The 19,241-nt window shown below is 36.3% G+C and carries 7 protein-coding genes; 4 read left to right on the top strand and 3 right to left on the bottom strand.

The window, feature by feature from the left end; all coding sequences use genetic code 11:
* Nucleotides 1–12 precede the first annotated feature (12 nt).
* The 3 genes from asnS to secG are packed head-to-tail and all read right to left on the bottom strand — an operon-like array spanning nucleotide 13 to nucleotide 2,356.
* Nucleotides 13–1,347, bottom strand: coding sequence for an asparagine--tRNA ligase (gene asnS, locus WC644_00035; GenBank protein MFA5010315.1), 1,335 nt, complete (start codon nucleotides 1,345–1,347; stop codon nucleotides 13–15).
* Between the two features lie 4 nt (nucleotides 1,348–1,351).
* Nucleotides 1,352–1,978, bottom strand: a complete 627-nt coding sequence (locus WC644_00030) for a DUF5683 domain-containing protein (protein ID MFA5010314.1) — start codon at nucleotides 1,976–1,978, stop codon at nucleotides 1,352–1,354.
* 9 nt (nucleotides 1,979–1,987) lie between these two features.
* A complete protein-coding gene (gene secG / locus WC644_00025) occupies nucleotides 1,988–2,356 on the bottom strand; it encodes a preprotein translocase subunit SecG (protein MFA5010313.1) in 369 nt (122 codons plus the stop codon).
* Between the two features lie 1,221 nt (nucleotides 2,357–3,577).
* Between secG and WC644_00020 the strand changes: the two genes are divergently transcribed.
* The 4 genes from WC644_00020 to WC644_00005 form a co-directional block, all read left to right on the top strand.
* Nucleotides 3,578–4,207 (top strand): integrin alpha, encoded by a 630-nt coding sequence (locus WC644_00020; GenBank protein MFA5010312.1) that lies wholly within the window; start codon nucleotides 3,578–3,580, stop codon nucleotides 4,205–4,207.
* Nucleotides 4,208–4,272: 65 nt separating this feature from the next.
* Nucleotides 4,273–15,201: a right-handed parallel beta-helix repeat-containing protein gene (locus tag WC644_00015; GenBank protein ID MFA5010311.1), complete on the top strand. Its 10,929-nt coding sequence runs from the start codon at nucleotides 4,273–4,275 to the stop codon at nucleotides 15,199–15,201.
* A gap of 503 nt (nucleotides 15,202–15,704) precedes the next feature.
* Nucleotides 15,705–18,215: a hypothetical protein gene (locus WC644_00010; protein MFA5010310.1), complete on the top strand. Its 2,511-nt coding sequence runs from the start codon at nucleotides 15,705–15,707 to the stop codon at nucleotides 18,213–18,215.
* A gap of 224 nt (nucleotides 18,216–18,439) precedes the next feature.
* Nucleotides 18,440–19,241, top strand: an 802-nt coding sequence (locus tag WC644_00005; GenBank protein MFA5010309.1) for a hypothetical protein, incomplete at its 3' end; no start/stop codon positions are given.

Genomic DNA, 19,241 nt, shown 5'->3' with positions numbered 1-19,241 from the left:
AAAACAATCTAACTACGGTCTAATTCTGTTTGGTCTTCTTGCAAAAGGAATGGCTTCCCTTATATGTTCGAGGTTGCAAATCCAGCTAACCATTCTTTCTATGCCGAGACCGAATCCTGAATGCGGTACGCTGCCATATCTTCTTAAATCAAGATACCATTCAAATTCTTCCATCGGCAGGTTATGTTCTTTAATCCTTTCAAGAAGGTAATCAAGATTGTCTTCTCTCTGCGAGCCGCCGATTATTTCTCCGAAACCTTCAGGTGCAAGCACATCAACTCCGAGCGCTACCTTCGGATTGTCGGGGTCACGTTTCATATAAAATGCTTTTGCTTCCGAAGGCCAGCGGTGAACCATAACAGGTTTATCAAAATCCTCAACGATAGCTTCCTCATGCGGTGCACCGAAATCCTCTCCCCATGGGAACGGACGGATTTGCTCTTCTCCGTTATCAGTTTTTCTTATTAATGGTATATCTTTCTTTCTTAGAATTTCAACTGCCTCATCATAAGTTACTCTTGGGAACGGCTTAACTACCTTTTCAAGTTTTGAAAGGTCTCTTCCGAGAAAATCAAGTTCCTGTTTCTTGTTCTTAATAACCCTCTGCACGACGTATGAAAGAAAATCCTCAATCAGATTCATGTTATCGTCTATATCAAAGTATGCCATCTCGGGCTCCATCATCCAGAACTCTGTCATGTGCCTTCTTGTCATTGAGTTTTCTGCTCTGAACGTTGGACCGAGTGTATATACCTTTCCTAAAGCAAGTGCGCCCGACTCAGCATAAAGCTGTCCTGACTGCGAAAGGTACGCTTTTCCAAGGTCGAAGTAATCGGTCGAAAACAGTGTTGATGTGCCTTCGCAGGCATTAGGAGTAAATATTGGAGCATCAAAAAGAATGAACCCGTTGTTGTACATGTACTCACGTATGGATTGCAGAATCTCATTTCTTACTCTCATAATAGCTGCCTGCTTTGGCGACCTAAGCCATAGATGCCTTCTATCGGCGAGAAAGTCGACTCCATGCTCTTTCGGAGTAATTGGATAGGGTTCTGAAATTGATATAATCTCGAGACCATTTACCTGAAGTTCGTAAACATTTTCCTTCTTAGGATGTTTTGAGACTACGCCTGTAACGATGACGGAAGATTCCTGAGTCAATTTCCCGAAATCTTCCCAAATCTTTTCGCTAACGCTGTTCTTAGCAACGACTCCCTGTATTAAGCCCGTACCATCCCTAAACTCAGGGAACATAAGCTTTCCCGAAGAACGTATGTTGTACAGCCATCCTTTAATCGTAACTTCCTTGTCAACAAAGCCGGCTATCTTATCTATGTAAACCCACATAATTTTATAAATTAATTTTTAAATTCATTAAACTGTTACTACCTTTTAAACCCTGAACCTGAATCTTATCGCTTACATCAAAATCGAACAAATGAGCGTCAACGTAAGCATCAACAAGGTTAATCAGGTAAACCAGTCCTGCATACAAATAAAACTGGTCTCTTTGGTCTCTATAAAATTCTCTCAAGTTCTTGTAACGCAAATCCCCGTTTGGATTTTCAGGCGTTTGTGAATTTGCGTATAAATCCCTGTAGTCAATGTAATTATTGTTATTTTTTATAATCTCGTAAACAAAATATCCGCCGATACCCCATATAATAGGTATCTTCCAGTATGATTCATTATAAAACTGACCTGCTCCCGGAATAACGGCAGAGTAAAGCATAGCCCTTCCGGGCGACCTTGTCATCTTAAACGTGAACGCAGTATCTTTTTTCGTAATGGTATCATTCAGTAAAAAATCATTCAATTCATACATTGATTCGGGAAGAGTGCTATTAAAGAATTTCTGCTGTGCTTTCGACTCACCGCTGAACATCAGAAAAACAATTAAACACCCCAAAAAGAAAAAAGCATCCTGCGTCTGCAAGATGCTTTTAACAGGTTTCCCAAACTTTAGTCTATACTTCAAGTTTCAATTCTATGGCGTATTTTGATTTTGTTGCTGATTCTGATCTCCTGCAGGCGGCTGTTGTTGCTGTTGGTTAGGAACGCTTGGAGGCGGCAAAGTCTGCGATCCTGCATTCCTCTGAATTATACTCTCGCCCGTACTGCTTCCGCCTTTGCTGATGTAAAGATTCAGTAATAAAGAGCCTGCCAAAAATATGACAGCCATAACAATCGTTGCCTTCGACAGAAAGTCTGAAGTTCTTCTTGCGCCGAACATAGTCGTAACACCCGTACCTGCAATCGGTCCAACAAGACCGCTACCCTTTGATGATTGAAGAAGCACCGCTACTGACATAAAGATGCAAACGAGCACCAAAAATATTATAAGTATTGTAATCATAATCAATAAAGATATAACTAAAATACGATTTTTTCAAGGCATAATTATAAAAGCGACTCGAAAAGAAAAACAAACAACACTCGCGATTAAGTAACTTAAAAACATATAGTTAAAACTTAAGGGCAGTAGAGCAATAATTCCGCCAAGTCCTGCCAAGGCAGGCAAAGAGCGCGCTTTGAACAGAAATCTGACAAAACACAGATTGATATTTTTCGAGACCAATTTGAGACCAATCTGAGTACAAGATAACCGAAAGATTAAGAAAAAATGAAAGTGTGATTTCAGCACATTTTCGGGGATTAAAAACTTAAAAAATAACAGAGAAATTTTATTACCATATTTTACACACTCCTTTCATTAATAATCACAACAAAAACCAAAACTTGGACAAAGAGTATTTTTGTCGATTTTTTTGTACGAATTATAAAAGACAGGAGATACAGGGATTTATTTTACGGAAAAGATTTTTTTAAGGTGAAAAATATTTTAAAAATGAGAGTTTTCGTGGCACGATTTCGAAAAATTTTGTGATTATAAGTAGGAGGGGGTATTTAGGAATGAAGGTTTTATGATTGATATTGCGAAGCATGATTCAGAATAGAAAATCCGACTGTAAAAAATTTTGCTTGATAAAATGATAATAATAAGTTATATTCCCTTGAGTTAATGGAGTATTTCATCTGTGATCTGTATCTGATGTAATTATCCGTGTAATTCGCTCTGACTAATTTACTTTAGTTTATTATAAACTAAAAAGGCAAAAAGATGTAATCAAGTGATAGATGAAAACTTGTGATAACATCATGGAAAGTTTTCTAAAGTCAGACATTTCTAATGTATCGCATCCTAATATCAATTTTGAGCCATTTTATTATCACGATTATACCGTCCTATTCAAGCTTCATTTTTTAGAAATATTAAAATTCCGATATGATATAATTGCAGTACAAAGAAGGTTACCGGTATTATTTGCTTCGGCTTCAGTTACCTTATTTGTTTTTATTGTTCTACAGGTAATCCCATGCATAGAAGAGCATTCTGACAGCATATTTCAGAAATTTAATACAAACTGACTTAATTCGAGAATAACGTGTGATGTATATAAAAAATTGACATGATGAAGATTGGTTCAAAAAATTATTTTAACAAACAATAATTATGAACTTAATTATTTGAATTATGAAGACAAGATTTTTTTTACTTCGTATACTAATTACATGTTTGTTACTGGGTTTAATTGTGTTCGGTATAGAATCCTGCAAAGATGGATTATATGCAATGAGTAATAAAGGCGCCGGATTAAGTTTAGATTTTAAATCGGCAGCAAAAGAGCTGAAAAAAGAAAAGTCACCATTATCATTGATTAATAAGGGCGGGGAAAAAGGTAATGCTATAGAGAACGGGGACTGGAATTATGACTCGAGGAGGACTCTGATTTCAGCGGGGTTTAATCCGGAGGAATTCAGGCCGCAGGAATTATTCGGGGATGCAGGTGAAAATGGAATGTTAAATCCGGGTGATTCCTTACCGATAGAAGCGACATCAGTCAGAACTTATACCGGTATGACAACGGGTGAATATTTTGGTAATTCAGTATCGAATGCGGGAGACGTAAACGGGGACGGGTATGATGATATTATAGTAGGGGCATATATATATTCATCAAGTACCGGCAGAGTTTATATATACTACGGCGGATTAACACAGCATTTTAACGCAGATATTATTTTAACTGGAGAAGCAACAGATAACTATTTTGGCCGTTGTGTATCAACTGCAGGAGATGTAAACGGAGATGGTTATTCCGATATAATTGTAGGGGCATACGGATATTCATCTAAATACCGTTGATAATCACATTCTGCATTACAGAAGCGGTTTATAAAATTATTTTATTAAACTAAAACTAAAATGCTATGAAAGTAAGAATCAATTCCCTCTGCGGCTCAACAAACAGCCAAAATAATTTATTGTCTTATTTTCGCATTACAATTCTGATATTTATTTTGTTATCTTCAATCAGTTCTACTGAAGCACAGACACCCGTAGGTGCAGGACAGACATATCCAACCCTTAAATCTGCATTCGACGCAATAAATGCAGGAACGCTAACGGGTGCTGTTGTTCTGCAGATTACAAGCAGTCTGACAGAGGCCGAAACGGCTGTACTCAATGTAAGCGGCTCCAGTTCTGCAAATTATACTTCTGTACTTGTGTATCCGACAGGTTCTGGCTATTCAATAAGTGGAAATATATCGGGTTCTTTGATTAATCTGAACGGTGCGGATAATGTTACTATAGACGGACGTGTAAATCAATCGGGAAATAAAAATCTGGTTATTTCAAACTCAAATAACGGAAGCGCTGACGGAACGAGCACAATCAGGTTTATTAATTCGTCGGAGAATAATGCTGTTAAGTATTGTTATATAAAAGGTTCTACTACATGCACAACTGCAGGCATTATCTTTTTCTCTACTTCATCAACAGGAAACGGCAATGATAACAATACTGTTCAGTACTGCGATATTACCAAAGAAGGAACAAACGGTGCTAATAACGGAATATATTCGGGAGGGACTTCAGGACGCCTGAACAGCGGAAATATAATCACTGCAAATAATTTTTACGATATACTGCGTCTTGATGCGAGTTATTACGGATTAAATATAAACAGATACAGCACTCAATGGACAGTATCAGACAACAGTTTCTATGAAACTTCACCGAAAACCTTAACGGCATCTTTAACAGATTACTTTATTTATATTTTGGCAAATGAAGGCAACGGGGATAATTTTTATATTTCAGGGAATTATATAGGAGGCAGGGGGCCTCAATGCGGCGATAGCGCACTGACCATTGATGCTAACGGAACAGGATATGGTTTTTACGGAATTTATATAAATAATAATACAGTAAATACTACATCCATTCAGGGCAACACAATTAAAAATATTGCCGCATTAAATTCATCGTCGAGGTTTATGTTTAACGGAATTTATTTCCTTGACGGGAAATTTGACGTAGGAACATCATCCCCGAATTATATAGGTTCGTCAACGGGTACAGGTTCTATATTACTTCAGTCAGCATGTACTGCAGCCGGCGGGTGGTCCTCGGGTATATATAGTATATCAACAGGCTCATCTGTAGTCAATTTATCAAATAATGTTATCGGATCAATAACCGTGACAAACATCAGTACCGGGACACACAGTTTCAGGGGAATTTACACACAAATCAGTAATGGAGTTGTTGCATCGACAGTTTCAAATAATTTAATAGGAAGCCTGGAAACTGAAAAAAGCATAAATACAATTACTAATCACACAATATCAGACCGTCAGGATCTGGGAGGTATCTTTAATGTATCAGACGGGTATCTGATTATTACGGGAAACACTATCAGCAATCTTTACAATGATGAAAGCGGTACATCATATAGTTCCGTTTATGGTATAAGGAATGAAAGGTATGGTTTTTATGCGATCAAAAATAACCTAATAAGAAAATTGAGTACTTCGTCGAAATACGACGGTTACGCAAGTAGTGTTTCAATAGCAGGAATTATAGATATTGCGGCGTATTCAGGTTCTCCCGATACACTTACCGTAAGCAATAATATTATTTATGACCTGTCAAACACATATACCGGAGCAAAAGCTGTTAATGTAACAGGGATATATTTTGTAAATGGATGGCATCCAGCAAATTCAAAAATCAGTGGTAATTTGATTTATAATTTGACTTTAGCTGCTTCGGCTTCAAATGCGGCTTTAAAAGGAATTGATATAGGTACTTCTGGCACAACCGAAATCAGGCATTTTAACAATAATATAATTAACATCGGGACAAATGTATCAAAGAATTGCGGAATTTATGGTTTTTATTTAGACGGAAAAGGAGGGGATTCACTTTTTATAATTAATAACTCTGTCTATATAGGTGGCAGCGGCATAACAGGCTCATCATCGAATACCTTCGGAATATATCATCATTATGAATGGATAGGAGCAGGTACTTATAAACTTCATTTAAAAAATAATATATTTTCTAATGCCCGTTCAAACGCAACTGGAACAGGAAAGCATTATGCAATCAGCCTTTGGTCAACCAGTCGTCTCACAATAGACTTCAATGACTATTATGTATCGGGAACAGGAGGAGCACTTGGGTATTACGGAGTCTATGGATCCGGAGGAGTGGATAAAACGACTTTGGCGGACTGGAAAGCAACTACTGGGCAGGACAATTATTCTGTAAACGGCAATCCGTATTTTCTTGCGGACTCCACTTTGAGAATTGACAGTACAAACAGCGGATGCTGGAATGTATATAAAAAAGGAATACCCGTGCAAAATATCACATCTGATTTCAGGGAACTGCCGAGAAGTAATTCAATAAACTCGGGTCCCATATGTTTGGGTGCATATGAATTTGCGACTTTGACAACTCCTCCTGTCACAATTGCATCCGGTGCGCCTTCACCCGGAGGAACAACTTTTTATTCGCAGTCAGACAGAAAACTTTTTGAAATTATCTGGGGTGCATCGGATAAAACTTTAAAATCAGGAGGATTACCCAAATCAAAATCTATTAATAAATCTCAGAACAGGCAGGCTCCTTTGACGCTCCCTTCGACCGTATCGCTTCAGTATTACAGCGGGCAGACTCCGCCAGATACTGCCAATATTCCTGTTGCAAAAATAGGGAAAGGGTATTATTATGTTGATACTGACCGCGATCCTGCTTCACCTTATTCCATAAAAGTTTATTGGGGTAATCACGAACTTGGAAATATAACGGATACAAGCAATATCATTCTTGCAATGTATGACATTAAAAGAAAAATGTGGAAACCGTTTTACAGGGGATATTCGGGCAACTGGGTAAGTATTGTTGATCATTCTTCTAAAACCATAACTGTAAATGGTCTGACCAAAATTGACAATGTTAGGTTTGCTTTTACTGACAACGATCAGCCGCTGTTAAACATTCCGCTGACATCCGGAGATTACACAGTCGGTATTTCATCAGCATCAAACTACTCAACAATAACCGAAGCCCTTAGTGATGCAAAAACAAGGGGAATATCAGGTACAGTGAGGTTTCTACTTATTGATACATTGTATTCAACAGGTGAAACTTTTCCACTGAAGATTGATTCGATACCGGGCTCGGGAGTAACAAATACTTTAACACTGAAGCCGTACTCTGGTGTATCACCTGAAATCCGTGGAAATAATGAGAGTGGAATTTTGGACCTGAATCAATGTAAGTATATAATAATTGACGGGTCAAACGGTGGAAAAGGTAAGAATCTTTTTATTAAGAATACAAGCACAAGCGAAAATAATGGGGTAACAATTTGTTTTAAGAACGATGCTTCTTACAATACCATAATCAATTGCAATATAATCGGTTCATCTCTCAGCAGCAACGGGATAATATTTTTTTCAGATTCAATTATTGCAACAGGATATAATAATAATGTGATTGAGAATTGCTCGATTTACGGTGGAGATACGGCGGCGTCATTCGGGATATCTCTTATGGGAAATATTTTGAAATATGGAGCAAGTAACAAAATTATAAGGAATGAAATTTTTGATTTTTCATATTGTGGTATTTCTTGTAATTTTTTTAACAATACTGAAATAACGAGTAACAATATATACCAGACACGAACAAATACTAATGAAACAATATATGGAATTGTCCTTCAATATGAATGTAAAAATACAACCATATCCGGAAATAAGGTTTATAACTTCAAGAGTTCGGGGTTTTCTCCTTTCTATTACGGAATTTTGGTGAACTCCGCAGAAGATACGATTAATATTATTAATAATATAATATGTCCTGATACGAGCGATACTCGTGGATATGTTTATGGAATTGCAAGCAGTGGTTATTTGAATTATATAAATATATTAAACAATCTTGTTTTAATCAGCGGGTCGGGAATTATAAACGGAAATTCGTACTGTATCAATATATTCAGGCAGAGTTATGATTCAGTATATAATAATATACTTATAAATACACGTTCAAACGGAGCGGGTACTGGTAAACACTATGCGCTATACCTTGACAGTGTAAATATGCTGAATAATTTTAATTCCGATAATAATGATATATATATAAACGGAAACGGCTGTATTGCAGGATATGACGGAACTGCAAACCGCAACACATTATCTGATTGGACAACTGCAACATCAAATGATATAGATTCCTATACTGAATATCCTCCGTTCATTTCCTCATCTGATTTTTTAATAGACAGCACAAATTCGAGAAGTCAGTATTTATATCAAAAAGGCAGACCATTTGATATTGTTCCTACCGATTACAGAGGTATTCCAAGAAGCACATCACCGCTTACCGGTCCTACCTGTATAGGACCTTACGAATTTGAATTCACGACAAATCCAAATTGGCTTGAGGGAACTGTATATGTGGGGATCGGGGAAGAGATAAAAACATTAACAGATGCGAACGGATTGTTTAATAAAATTAACAATAGTATAATTACCGGGAATCTAATAGTTAATATCACATCTGATTTAACCGAAACCGGAACAATTGCTTTGCGTAAGACACAGGAAGAATCAGGTTACAAAATCAGAATACAACCCAATGCTCCTGTGAATAGAACTCTATCCGGTTTCTGTTCAAAAGGATTAATAAGATTATATGGTGCCGACAGGGTTACAATAGACGGCAGTTACAACGGTTCAGGTAATTACCTGACTATCCAAAATAATAACTCCTCAGCTAATTCTGCTGCTGTTCAAATTGCAAGTATGGGAGATAATTTGGGAGCAACTTATGATACAATTAAAAATTGTAATTTATCCGCAGGTTCATTAATTACGTTTACTTCCGGTATATTTATCGGTGATTCATCCTGCGCATCATCAGGTAAAGGATATGATAATGATTTTATAGTAATTTCAAATAATAATATATCAAAATGTCAGAATGGTATTTTTGTTTATGGGGTTGCAGATACAGGCATAGTTAACAATCTGGTGATAACAGGAAACACAATAGGGTCTGATTATTCACATTTGTGTGTTTCCCGGAATGGATTAGATATAAAATACTGCACTTCTCTGATTATTTCAAAAAATAATATTTACAATATGATATCCGATTACAGTGAAGATATTACGATTAGAGGTATATCACTTGGATATGTTACTGATGCCGAAATATTTAAAAACATAATCCACTCTTTTGAAGTATTTAGAAACTACAATAATATTGTGGGAATTGATTTATGGTCGTCGACAGGTATAAGTAATATTAGGATTTTTAATAATATCTTATCTGACTTTAAATGTCAATATTATTGTAACGTAAATGCACTGAATATTGCGAACGGAGATTCTGTTAAAATTTATTATAACACAGTAAATTTAAGTAATCTTACAAAGTTAGAAGTATTATCCTCCGCTTTATTTCTTGGGTCCGGAATAACAAATTGCGATATAGAAAATAATGTATTAATAAATTCTCACAATAGTATTAGTGGCATTTATGCTTATGCAATCATTTCTGAATGCTCGTTTTCAGATTGGAATAACAATATTAATTATAATGATTATTACACAAGAGATTCCGGAGTCCGGATAGCAAAATTTCAGGGTACTGATAAATATTCTCTTGCGGAATGGAAGGCATCTGTTCAGGAGGATAGTAATTCTATATCTAAAGGTCCTGTTTTCAAATCAAATAATGTTATTCCGTATATTAGTTCACCACTAATATCGGCAGGAATACCTGTTACCGGAATAACTGATGATTATATTGATTCGTTAAGGAACGCGATTCATCCTTCGATTGGTGCTTATGAAAAAGGTGTTGATTTTTACGGACCTTTAATAACATATACACCTTTATCCGTCCAGAATGACACAACCAACAGAATATTGACTGATTTTGCTTTCATATCTGATACAAGCGGTGTAGATACATCTTCAGGAAAAAGACCAAGAATTTATTACAGAAAATCCGTCAACAGTAATACTTATGCAGGTAATTCCTCTTCTAATGACGGATGGAAATGGACGGAGGCGACGAATACGACTTCACCCTTTAGTTATATAATTGATTATTCTCTTCTTTACCCTAACGGACAGGTTTCCCGTGGTGATATGATCATTTATTTTATTGTTGCGGAAGACCAAAACAACCCTGCAAATATCAGTTATTATAAAGGAGTGCTGGATTCAGCCCCGACTGATATTAACCTTAATCCTGCTAATTTCCCGATGGAAGGAAAACTTGATTCCTTTTCAGTAATATTATCCATATCAGGAACATTCAATGTTGGTATTGGGCAGTATTATACTACCCTCACAGGAGAAGGAGGATTATTCCAGGCAATTAATAATGGTATAGTTAATGGAGATATTTCTGCATTCATTGTTTCAGATATTACTGAACCCGGAACTTATCCATTATACGAATTTTCCAATAATTATTCTTTAAGAATCAAACCTGATTCACCTGTAAACAGAATATTATCCGGTTCCTGCGATAAAGGATTAATAAAATTATTTGCTGCTGACAGAGTAACTATTGACGGGAGTTATGACGGCTCGGGAAATTATATTACAATAAAAAACACAAATCGTTTAACTCGTAATACTGCAGCAATACAAATCGCTTCGGTTTTAGAGACAAAATTAAATGCTGCTACAAAAGATACTATTAAAAATTGTAATATCGAGACAATAAAAAGCTCAGATTATGAATATCCTTATAACGGTATTTATCTGGGAGGCGCTTCATATTATTTTGGAGGTAAAACTGATAGTATTGCGATATTAAACAATATTATATCCAGTTGCTATAACGGCATCTTTGTTCGAGGATTTCCTGATACAGTAATAAGTAATCTGTGTATCAAGGGAAATACAATAGGTTCATACACTGATGAAAAATCTATTACTAATTCTGGAATTAATATTGGATACTGTTCAACTGTTGTTATCTCTGACAATAAAATTTTAAATTTGCACTATGAATCACCGTCAAAAGGTATAGCAATGGCTTCGGTAAACGATGTAAAAATATTCAAGAACTCAATACAGGCAGTTCAGGGAACGGGTGTTGATTTATGGGGCGATTCAGGAAACAGCGATATAAAAATTTATGATAATATTTTATATGATTTTAGAGATTACAATAACACGCCTGACAATAACACATATGTTATAAAAATAGAGAGCGGATCGGATATTTCTGTATATTACAATTCAACAAATGTTAACCAGCTTCAAAGTAACTATGTCTATACCATTTGGCTGGGTTCAGGTGTCTCAAACTGCGATATAAAAAACAATTCATTTGCCAGTTTCCAGTCAACCAGTATCAGAAATTCAATAATATATGCAAACTGCAGTTTTACAAATAATAATATTAATTATAATGATTATTATACAAGCGGTTCTAACGGTTATGTGGGATATTATAATTCAAATTATCAAACTACGCTTGCAGACTGGAAAGCAGTTGTACCGAAAGACAGCAATTCAATTTCAGTAAATCCAAATTATAACAATGATACAAATCTAATTCCGCAGTTATATTCCTCTTTATTGAATGCCGGAACACCTTTATCTGGATATTATTTTGATTATCTTGATACACTTCGAAATACATTCACTCCATCAATAGGTGCATACGAAAAAAGCAGGGATTTGTCAGGTCCGGTAATTTCATATACCAAGATATTAAGACAAAATTCGTTTTCAAATTTAACTCTTGACAATTTTGCACAGATTTCTGATTCATCGGGGGTGGATACAGCATCAGGAAAACGTCCCAGAATATATTACAAAAATTCTTCAGATAACAATTCTTATTCAGGAAATTCAAATATAAATAATGGCTGGAAATGGACTGAAGCAACAAATACTTCTACACCATATAGCTTTATTATTGATTATTCAAAACTTTATCCCGATGGGACTGTAGATTCAGGAGATGTCATTCAATATTTTGTAGTAGCACAGGATTTGGAACCGGTTCCGAATGTAAGTATTAACAATGGAATATTCAGTATAACTCAATCAGGTGTGAATCTGGAATCCTCTGCTTATCCTATTGTTGGAACAATAAATAATTACGGAATTTCTAATATAATATTAGTTGGTGTGGGAAAGGGATATACAACTCTTACCGCTTCCGATGGACTTTTTAACGCAATTAATAATGAAATTGTAAGAGGAAACCTGATAATAAAAATAACATCAGACATTACCGAACCCGGAACCGTTGCTTTAAATCAAACGAAGGAGGAAGCAGAATATTACATTAAAATCCAGCCGGATTCCGCTGTTACTAGAACATTGTCAGGTTCCTGTGGAAATGGGCTGATTCGATTTAATAATAGTGACAGAGTTACACTTGACGGGAGTTATAACGGTTCAGGCAAATATTTAACAATTAGAAATAATTCTACATCAGCATACACAGCTGCAATTCATTTTATCGGGGATTCGAACGGAGTGACAAATGATACAGTAAGGAATTGCATTATAGTAGGAGCAGTAGGAGAAATTAGCAGTGGTATTTTTATAGGAGGACCTGATATTTTAGACGAACAGAAAGGAATGAATAATGATGGGATTGTGATTTTAAATAACAATATATCGAGGTGTGAATACGGAATATATCTGGAAAGTTTTTCAAATGGTCTTAGTGATAATCTGAAAATTATAGGAAATTATATTGGCTCTGATGATTCTGCTTACTTTGTTACCCGTTCAGGAATTGATATAAATGGTTGCCTAAATCCTGAAATAAAACAAAATACAATATACAATATAAGATCGGATGATAATTTTAATGATATAAGAGGTATATCAATAGGTTATACAACTTATGCTGATATATCGGCAAATAATATCCATGGTTTTAGAATGTTTAATTCAAACCAAATTGCTTTTGGAATTGATATATGGGATTCAAAAGATACCTCAATAACTATATACAATAATATTATTTATGACCTTAACTCCAATCGAAATTCTGATGCTGTTAAAGGGATAAATATCAATGCAGGTAATAATCATAAAATATACTATAACACTGTAAATTTATTCGGTCAGTTTATTAACAATGTTTCGACGTCATCTTACTCTCTTTATATATCTGCGAACCTTAATTGTAGTGTCTTCGATAATTTGTTATGTAATTCAATGACAGGTGGAATCGGTACAAAATCGTATGCAATATATCTATTGTCCGCATCTTCAGTTAGTGAAATAAATTATAATGATTATTATGCCTCAGGTCCTTATGGAAAGTTAGGATATTATAACGGTGCTGATAAAATTACAATTGAGGAATGGAAAGCTGCATTATCATCTGACAGTAATTCTTTATCCGTAAATCCTGTACTTAAATCGGATACTGTTTTAATACCGCAACAGAATTCACCTGTTATTTCGGTTGGAATTCCTGTAACAGGCATTACAAATGATTATCTTGGTACATTAAGAAGCAGTACTAATCCATCAATAGGTGCATATGAGAAAGGTAATGAGTTTACTGCTCCGGTCATTACATACACTACACTTTCAGATACCATTTCAAGGAACAGCAGGACACTGACTGCAACAATATTCGATACTTCAGGTATTCCGGAAACAGGTTCTTTCCAGCCGAGAATATATTACAGGAAGAATTACAACGGCTCCTGGGTATCAACACAGGGTTCAAAACAGACAGAAAACATTAGTCATATCAGTTTATCTGAACTGGGTTCAAAATATCAGGAAAACAAGAGCAATGTAAGGATGTCAAATTCTGAGTTAAAGTATCCTGAAAACAGAGTAACGGAAAATTGGAATTTCACAATAGATACATCGTTAATCGGTCAGTTGTTTTCAAGTGACAGTGTTTATTATTATGTGATTGCACAGGATATATCAACTCCGCCCAACATCGGTGCAAATCCTTCTGGGGTAACAGCAACGGATGTAAACACAATCACTGCACATCCGCCTAATCCGAACAGTTATACAATTATTGTTAGAGATACAATTGCCCCTGTTATTACTTATACTCTGCTGTCAGACACGATATATAGAGGCAACAGGACACTGATCACAGCAATTTCCGATGCGTCTGGTGTACCTGAATCAGGTTCTTATCAACCGAGAATTTATTTCAAGAAGAATTACTATGGTTCCTGGGTATCAACACAGGGTTCAAAACAGACAGAAAACATTAGCAATATCAGATTATCGGAACGGAATTCAAAATATCAGGAAAACAAGAGCAATATACGGATGTCAAATTCTGAGTTAAAGTATCCTGAAAACAGAGCAACGGAAAATTGGAACTTTACTATAGATACATCGTTAATCGGGCAGCTGAATTCAAGTGACAGTGTTTATTATTATGTGATTGCACAGGATAATATCATACTTCCCAACGTTGGCTCAAATCCTTCAGGCGTAGAAGCTACGGATGTTAATACAATCACTGCACATCCGCCAAATCCGAACAGTTATTGTTATCGGGATGAATTCATTATTTTTAAAGAGGATTTTGAAGGCAGCTGGACAACACCTTCAACATTAAATCCTGCCTGGTCCTGTCCTCAGACAGGTGATAACGAATGGCATATGAATAATTATTCAACCGGATGGACAAGCTCCGATGGCTCTTATGGCCCCCCTAATGGTGCTGACAGTACTTCACAATCGGCAAGATTTCATTCTTACGACGGAACAGCTGGTAACGGGGACTTGATAACCCCGGTAATAGATTTTTCGTCGTATCCGGGTATTAAAAATTACAATTCTATTATGTAAATGGTAACGGAAACGATTATCTAAATATTTTTCTATCCACGGACGGAGGAATTACTTATGATACATCGTTAATATGTTTAAAGATATCAAGACGCTGGACGCTATTTACGGTTGCTCTGAACACAATAAATTCGCATAACATAAAAATAAAATTCACTGCGTCGCGTGTCAGTTCAGGAAGCGGTGATATAGGTATTGACCAGGTAGCAATTTACAATATAGATGGACCTCTGAGTGGAATAAAAACAATTGACCCTGGAGGAAGCGGAGAAAATAATTATTCTTCGTTCACATCTGCAATAAATGATTTAAACTTAAAGTGTGTTGGAACAGGAGGCGTTACATTCAATATAAAAGACGGATGTACTTTCATTGAGAATTGTCCTGCCATACGGTCATCGGGAACATCCGAAAATCCGATTATTTTTCAGAGGGATAATACAGGTTCAAAACCTTTAATCAAACCGACTCATTATAATGTATATTCAGAAGATGCAGGTATTATGATACAGGGCGGGGATTACATTATGATTGACGGAATCGATATCATACCAAATTCAAGCCTTCTCGACTATGGTTATTTGATTAATAATGCAACCGAAACAGACGGTGCGAATAATAATACGATTAAAAATTCTGTTGTCGGTGATACTGGTATTTACAAATTTTCAGTTGGTATTCTTCAGTCAACAAATATTTACGATGGTTATGGAATTACACCGTCTTCAAATTCGGGTACAAACTCAAATAATAAATATTATAATATCACTGTACAAAAAGCAGGATACGGTATATGGCTGTACGGAGATATAACTTATAAAGATTCAAATTGCGAAATAGGAAGCACATCCGAAAGCATCGGAACCAGGATCGGAGCTCCTGTGCTTGGTGCAATAAGCAGCAGTGATAATTTAAATGATGTTTATGGAATAAACCTTAAATATCAGAATGATTTTAAAATATTCAATACTGAAATCAGGAATTGCCTGGGAGACAGGGATAATGATGAGGTGTACGGAATTAATGTATCTTTATGCGGGGGAAATTCATCAATATTTAATTGCATGGTTCACGATATTAAAACTATGTCACCACATTATTCAATACCTGTTTTCGGAATATATGTCGTGGCTTGGGATACCGCAGCAGTTATTAATATTAATAATAATATCATTTATGCAATAAATCACTGGAATATTCAGAATCCAAGTTATACCAATTGCGTTTATGGAATATACACGGAACATATTGATGTAAATGCATATAACAATTCAGCAAGGATAGATGAAGATTCAAAAGTGTCATCAACTGTATTTTACTATAATAGTTCAGGTCCCGGGTATAGTACAAATATAATGAATAATGCATTTGCAAATTATTCTTCCGGAAACAGTGGTTCCAGCAGATATTGTATATTTTTAGGAGGGTCCCCGCCAATACAATTAAATCACAATACTTATTACACTGTTTCAGAAACAAATAATTACATAGGTTATGCTGCACTTCAAAATTGTTCAACATTATCAAACTGGCAAAAAGTAACAGGGAAAGAAAAGAATTCATATTTTGGCGACCCGGGATTTATTTCGGCGTCAAATCTTTTGCCTGATACCACATCTGTTAACAGCTGGAACCTATACGGAAAAGGATACCCATTGTCTTTTATTACTAATGATATCCGCGGACTGCCGAGAAGCACAACTGTTGCAGGAGGATCAATCTGTATCGGAGCGTATGAATTTACTTCTACTGTTGCTCCGCCAGTAGCCTCGGCATCAGGGAGCCCTGTTCCTGGGGATACAACATTTTATGCACAGTCAGAGCGTAACATACTGAATATTCTGTGGGGAGAATCCGTCAAAGAGAATAAAAAACCCATAAAGAAAGAAATTGAAAATAAGCAGAAGAAAGAGAACAAACTTCATTCGGGAGCATTATCATGGAAGACAGTTATGAATCCAGAATCATTGCCAGCAAACGTTAATGTTCAGAAATACAGCGGATCGGAATTGCATGAAGTTGATACAACGAGCTGGATAAATCCCGCAAAATATGGCACAGGGTACTGGAAAGTAACGGTTGACGCGCAACCTTCGTTGCCATTTGCTGTAACGCTATACTTTGGAGATGAAGAACTTGGCAGTATAACAGATCCTGAGAATAATCTAATAATGACAAAGTATGACCCTAATAATCATACTTGGACACCATATTCGAGAGGAACAGGAGAATACCAGTCAAATGTTAACTGGGCAAACAGAACGGTAACAGTTACAGGACTTACAGACTTCGGAGGCTCATCATTTTACTCAGAATTTGCACTAACAGACCAGACAGCACCGTTGAAAAAGATGAGACTTGATGTAAAGGCATTAATAGCAGGATTCTATAATGATGTTTCCAACACAATGGTATCGGATTTAATCACTTTAGAATTAAGAACAGAAGCATCGCCATACACATTAATTGACCAGACTGTTATCAGTGCAAGCACAACTGGAGGGGCAGAATTTTACAGTTACTCTGCATACCCTGGCCAGTTTACAGGTACTTCGATAAAATACTGGATAGTATTTAAACACCGCAACAGCCTTGAGACATGGAGCGCAGTAGGCAATTCATTCAGTCAGGTATCGGGAATGTTAAGTTACGATTTCACAACAGCTATAACACAGGCATATGGAAGCAATCTGATTCTTAAAGGAACAAAATACTGTATAATAAACGGAGATGCCGACCAGGATGGATCAGTTGGAGCTCTTGACAGGTCAGCCTGCTGGAACAACAGGAACTTAAGCGGTTATTATTCAACAGACCTTGACGGTGATGGTTCTGTGGGAGCGCTGGATAGGTCGATATGCTGGAATAACAGGAACAGAACTGCACAGAAACCTGCAAGTGACAATATGAACATGAAAAAAGGTAATGAAGAAATCCAAAGAGAAAAGAACAAAGGATTTGATTTAAAGCTTGACGGTTCGAATTCAAAAAGGAATAAAATCAACAAGCAGTAGTAGATAAGAACAGCTGATGGCTGGTAGCTGATGGAAGAGCAGTGACGCGTGACTTTACGAGCAGTGAGAAAGTAAAAAAAAGTGAGAAACGATGCAAAATGATTTTCACTGGTAAAAAGTTTGTAAAAATGATATGAAGTATATAAAAGAAAATTAAAGAGCAATAATAAATGAATAAAATTCACATAAATAAATATTAAATTAACAATTTAAATAGCAACAACATGAAAACATTTAAATTATTTTCTCTCGTGTCAGTAATAACGCTAATAATTAGCGTGAATGTGTTTTCGCAGGTGTTGTTCAAGGCAACAATTACAAACCAACAGGCAGTTCTTTCAGATCCGACATACGGGAACTGTGTGTATTTTGACCTGTACTTACAGCAGGATGGAGGAACGGGCCCATTATATCTTGCAAATTCTGATTTCAAGTTTACGTTTAATGTAGCAAACTTTTCCGGGTCAACTATAGAGTACGTAGACGGGTCGAATGAATTGTGGAATTCAAACGGAACAGCAACCACTTCATATAACGAAAATATTGCACCGACATTTCTTGCAGTGAATCAGCTCATAATTAATTTGCAGCCGCCAACGTTTACAACCCAGACACAATTCAATTCAAGAATTGCAAAGATTGATGGAACACCGAGCAAGCATAAACTCGGACAGTTTGTGGTATATACAATTTCTAATACCAGCGGAAACTTCGGGCTGACATGGCTTACGGGTGTAGGAGGCACTGTAGTAACATCATTTGACCCGGCAACTCCATGGAGTTCAAGTCAAGCAACGGGAACACTTGAGGTAATAACCGATACCCCGCTTCCGGTCCAGCTTGCATCATTTACAGGGAACATAGAAAACAAGCGTGATGTATCCTTAAGCTGGAAGACTGAAAGAGAAACAAACAACAGAGGGTTTGAAATAGAAAGAAAGGTATTAGACGGAACATGGTCAAAAGTGGGGTACATTGACGGAAAGGGGACAACAACCACACCCGCAGATTACAGGTTTGAGGATA

It is taken from the genome of Ignavibacteria bacterium (assembly GCA_041649015.1).
Taxonomy (GTDB): domain Bacteria; phylum Bacteroidota; class Ignavibacteria; order Tepidaquicellales; family Tepidaquicellaceae; genus CAIKZJ01.
This window is presented reverse-complemented; position numbering and strand designations above follow the sequence as displayed.

Excerpts from the sequence above, each read along its gene's own strand:
- asnS (MFA5010315.1), bottom strand. The coding sequence starts at position 1,347 with ATGTGGGTTTACATAGATAAGATAGCCGGCTTTGTTGACAAGGAAGTT.
- secG (MFA5010313.1), bottom strand. The coding sequence starts at position 2,356 with ATGATTACAATACTTATAATATTTTTGGTGCTCGTTTGCATCTTTATG.
- WC644_00015 (MFA5010311.1), top strand. The coding sequence starts at position 4,273 with ATGAAAGTAAGAATCAATTCCCTCTGCGGCTCAACAAACAGCCAAAAT.
- WC644_00010 (MFA5010310.1), top strand. The coding sequence starts at position 15,705 with ATGATACAGGGCGGGGATTACATTATGATTGACGGAATCGATATCATA.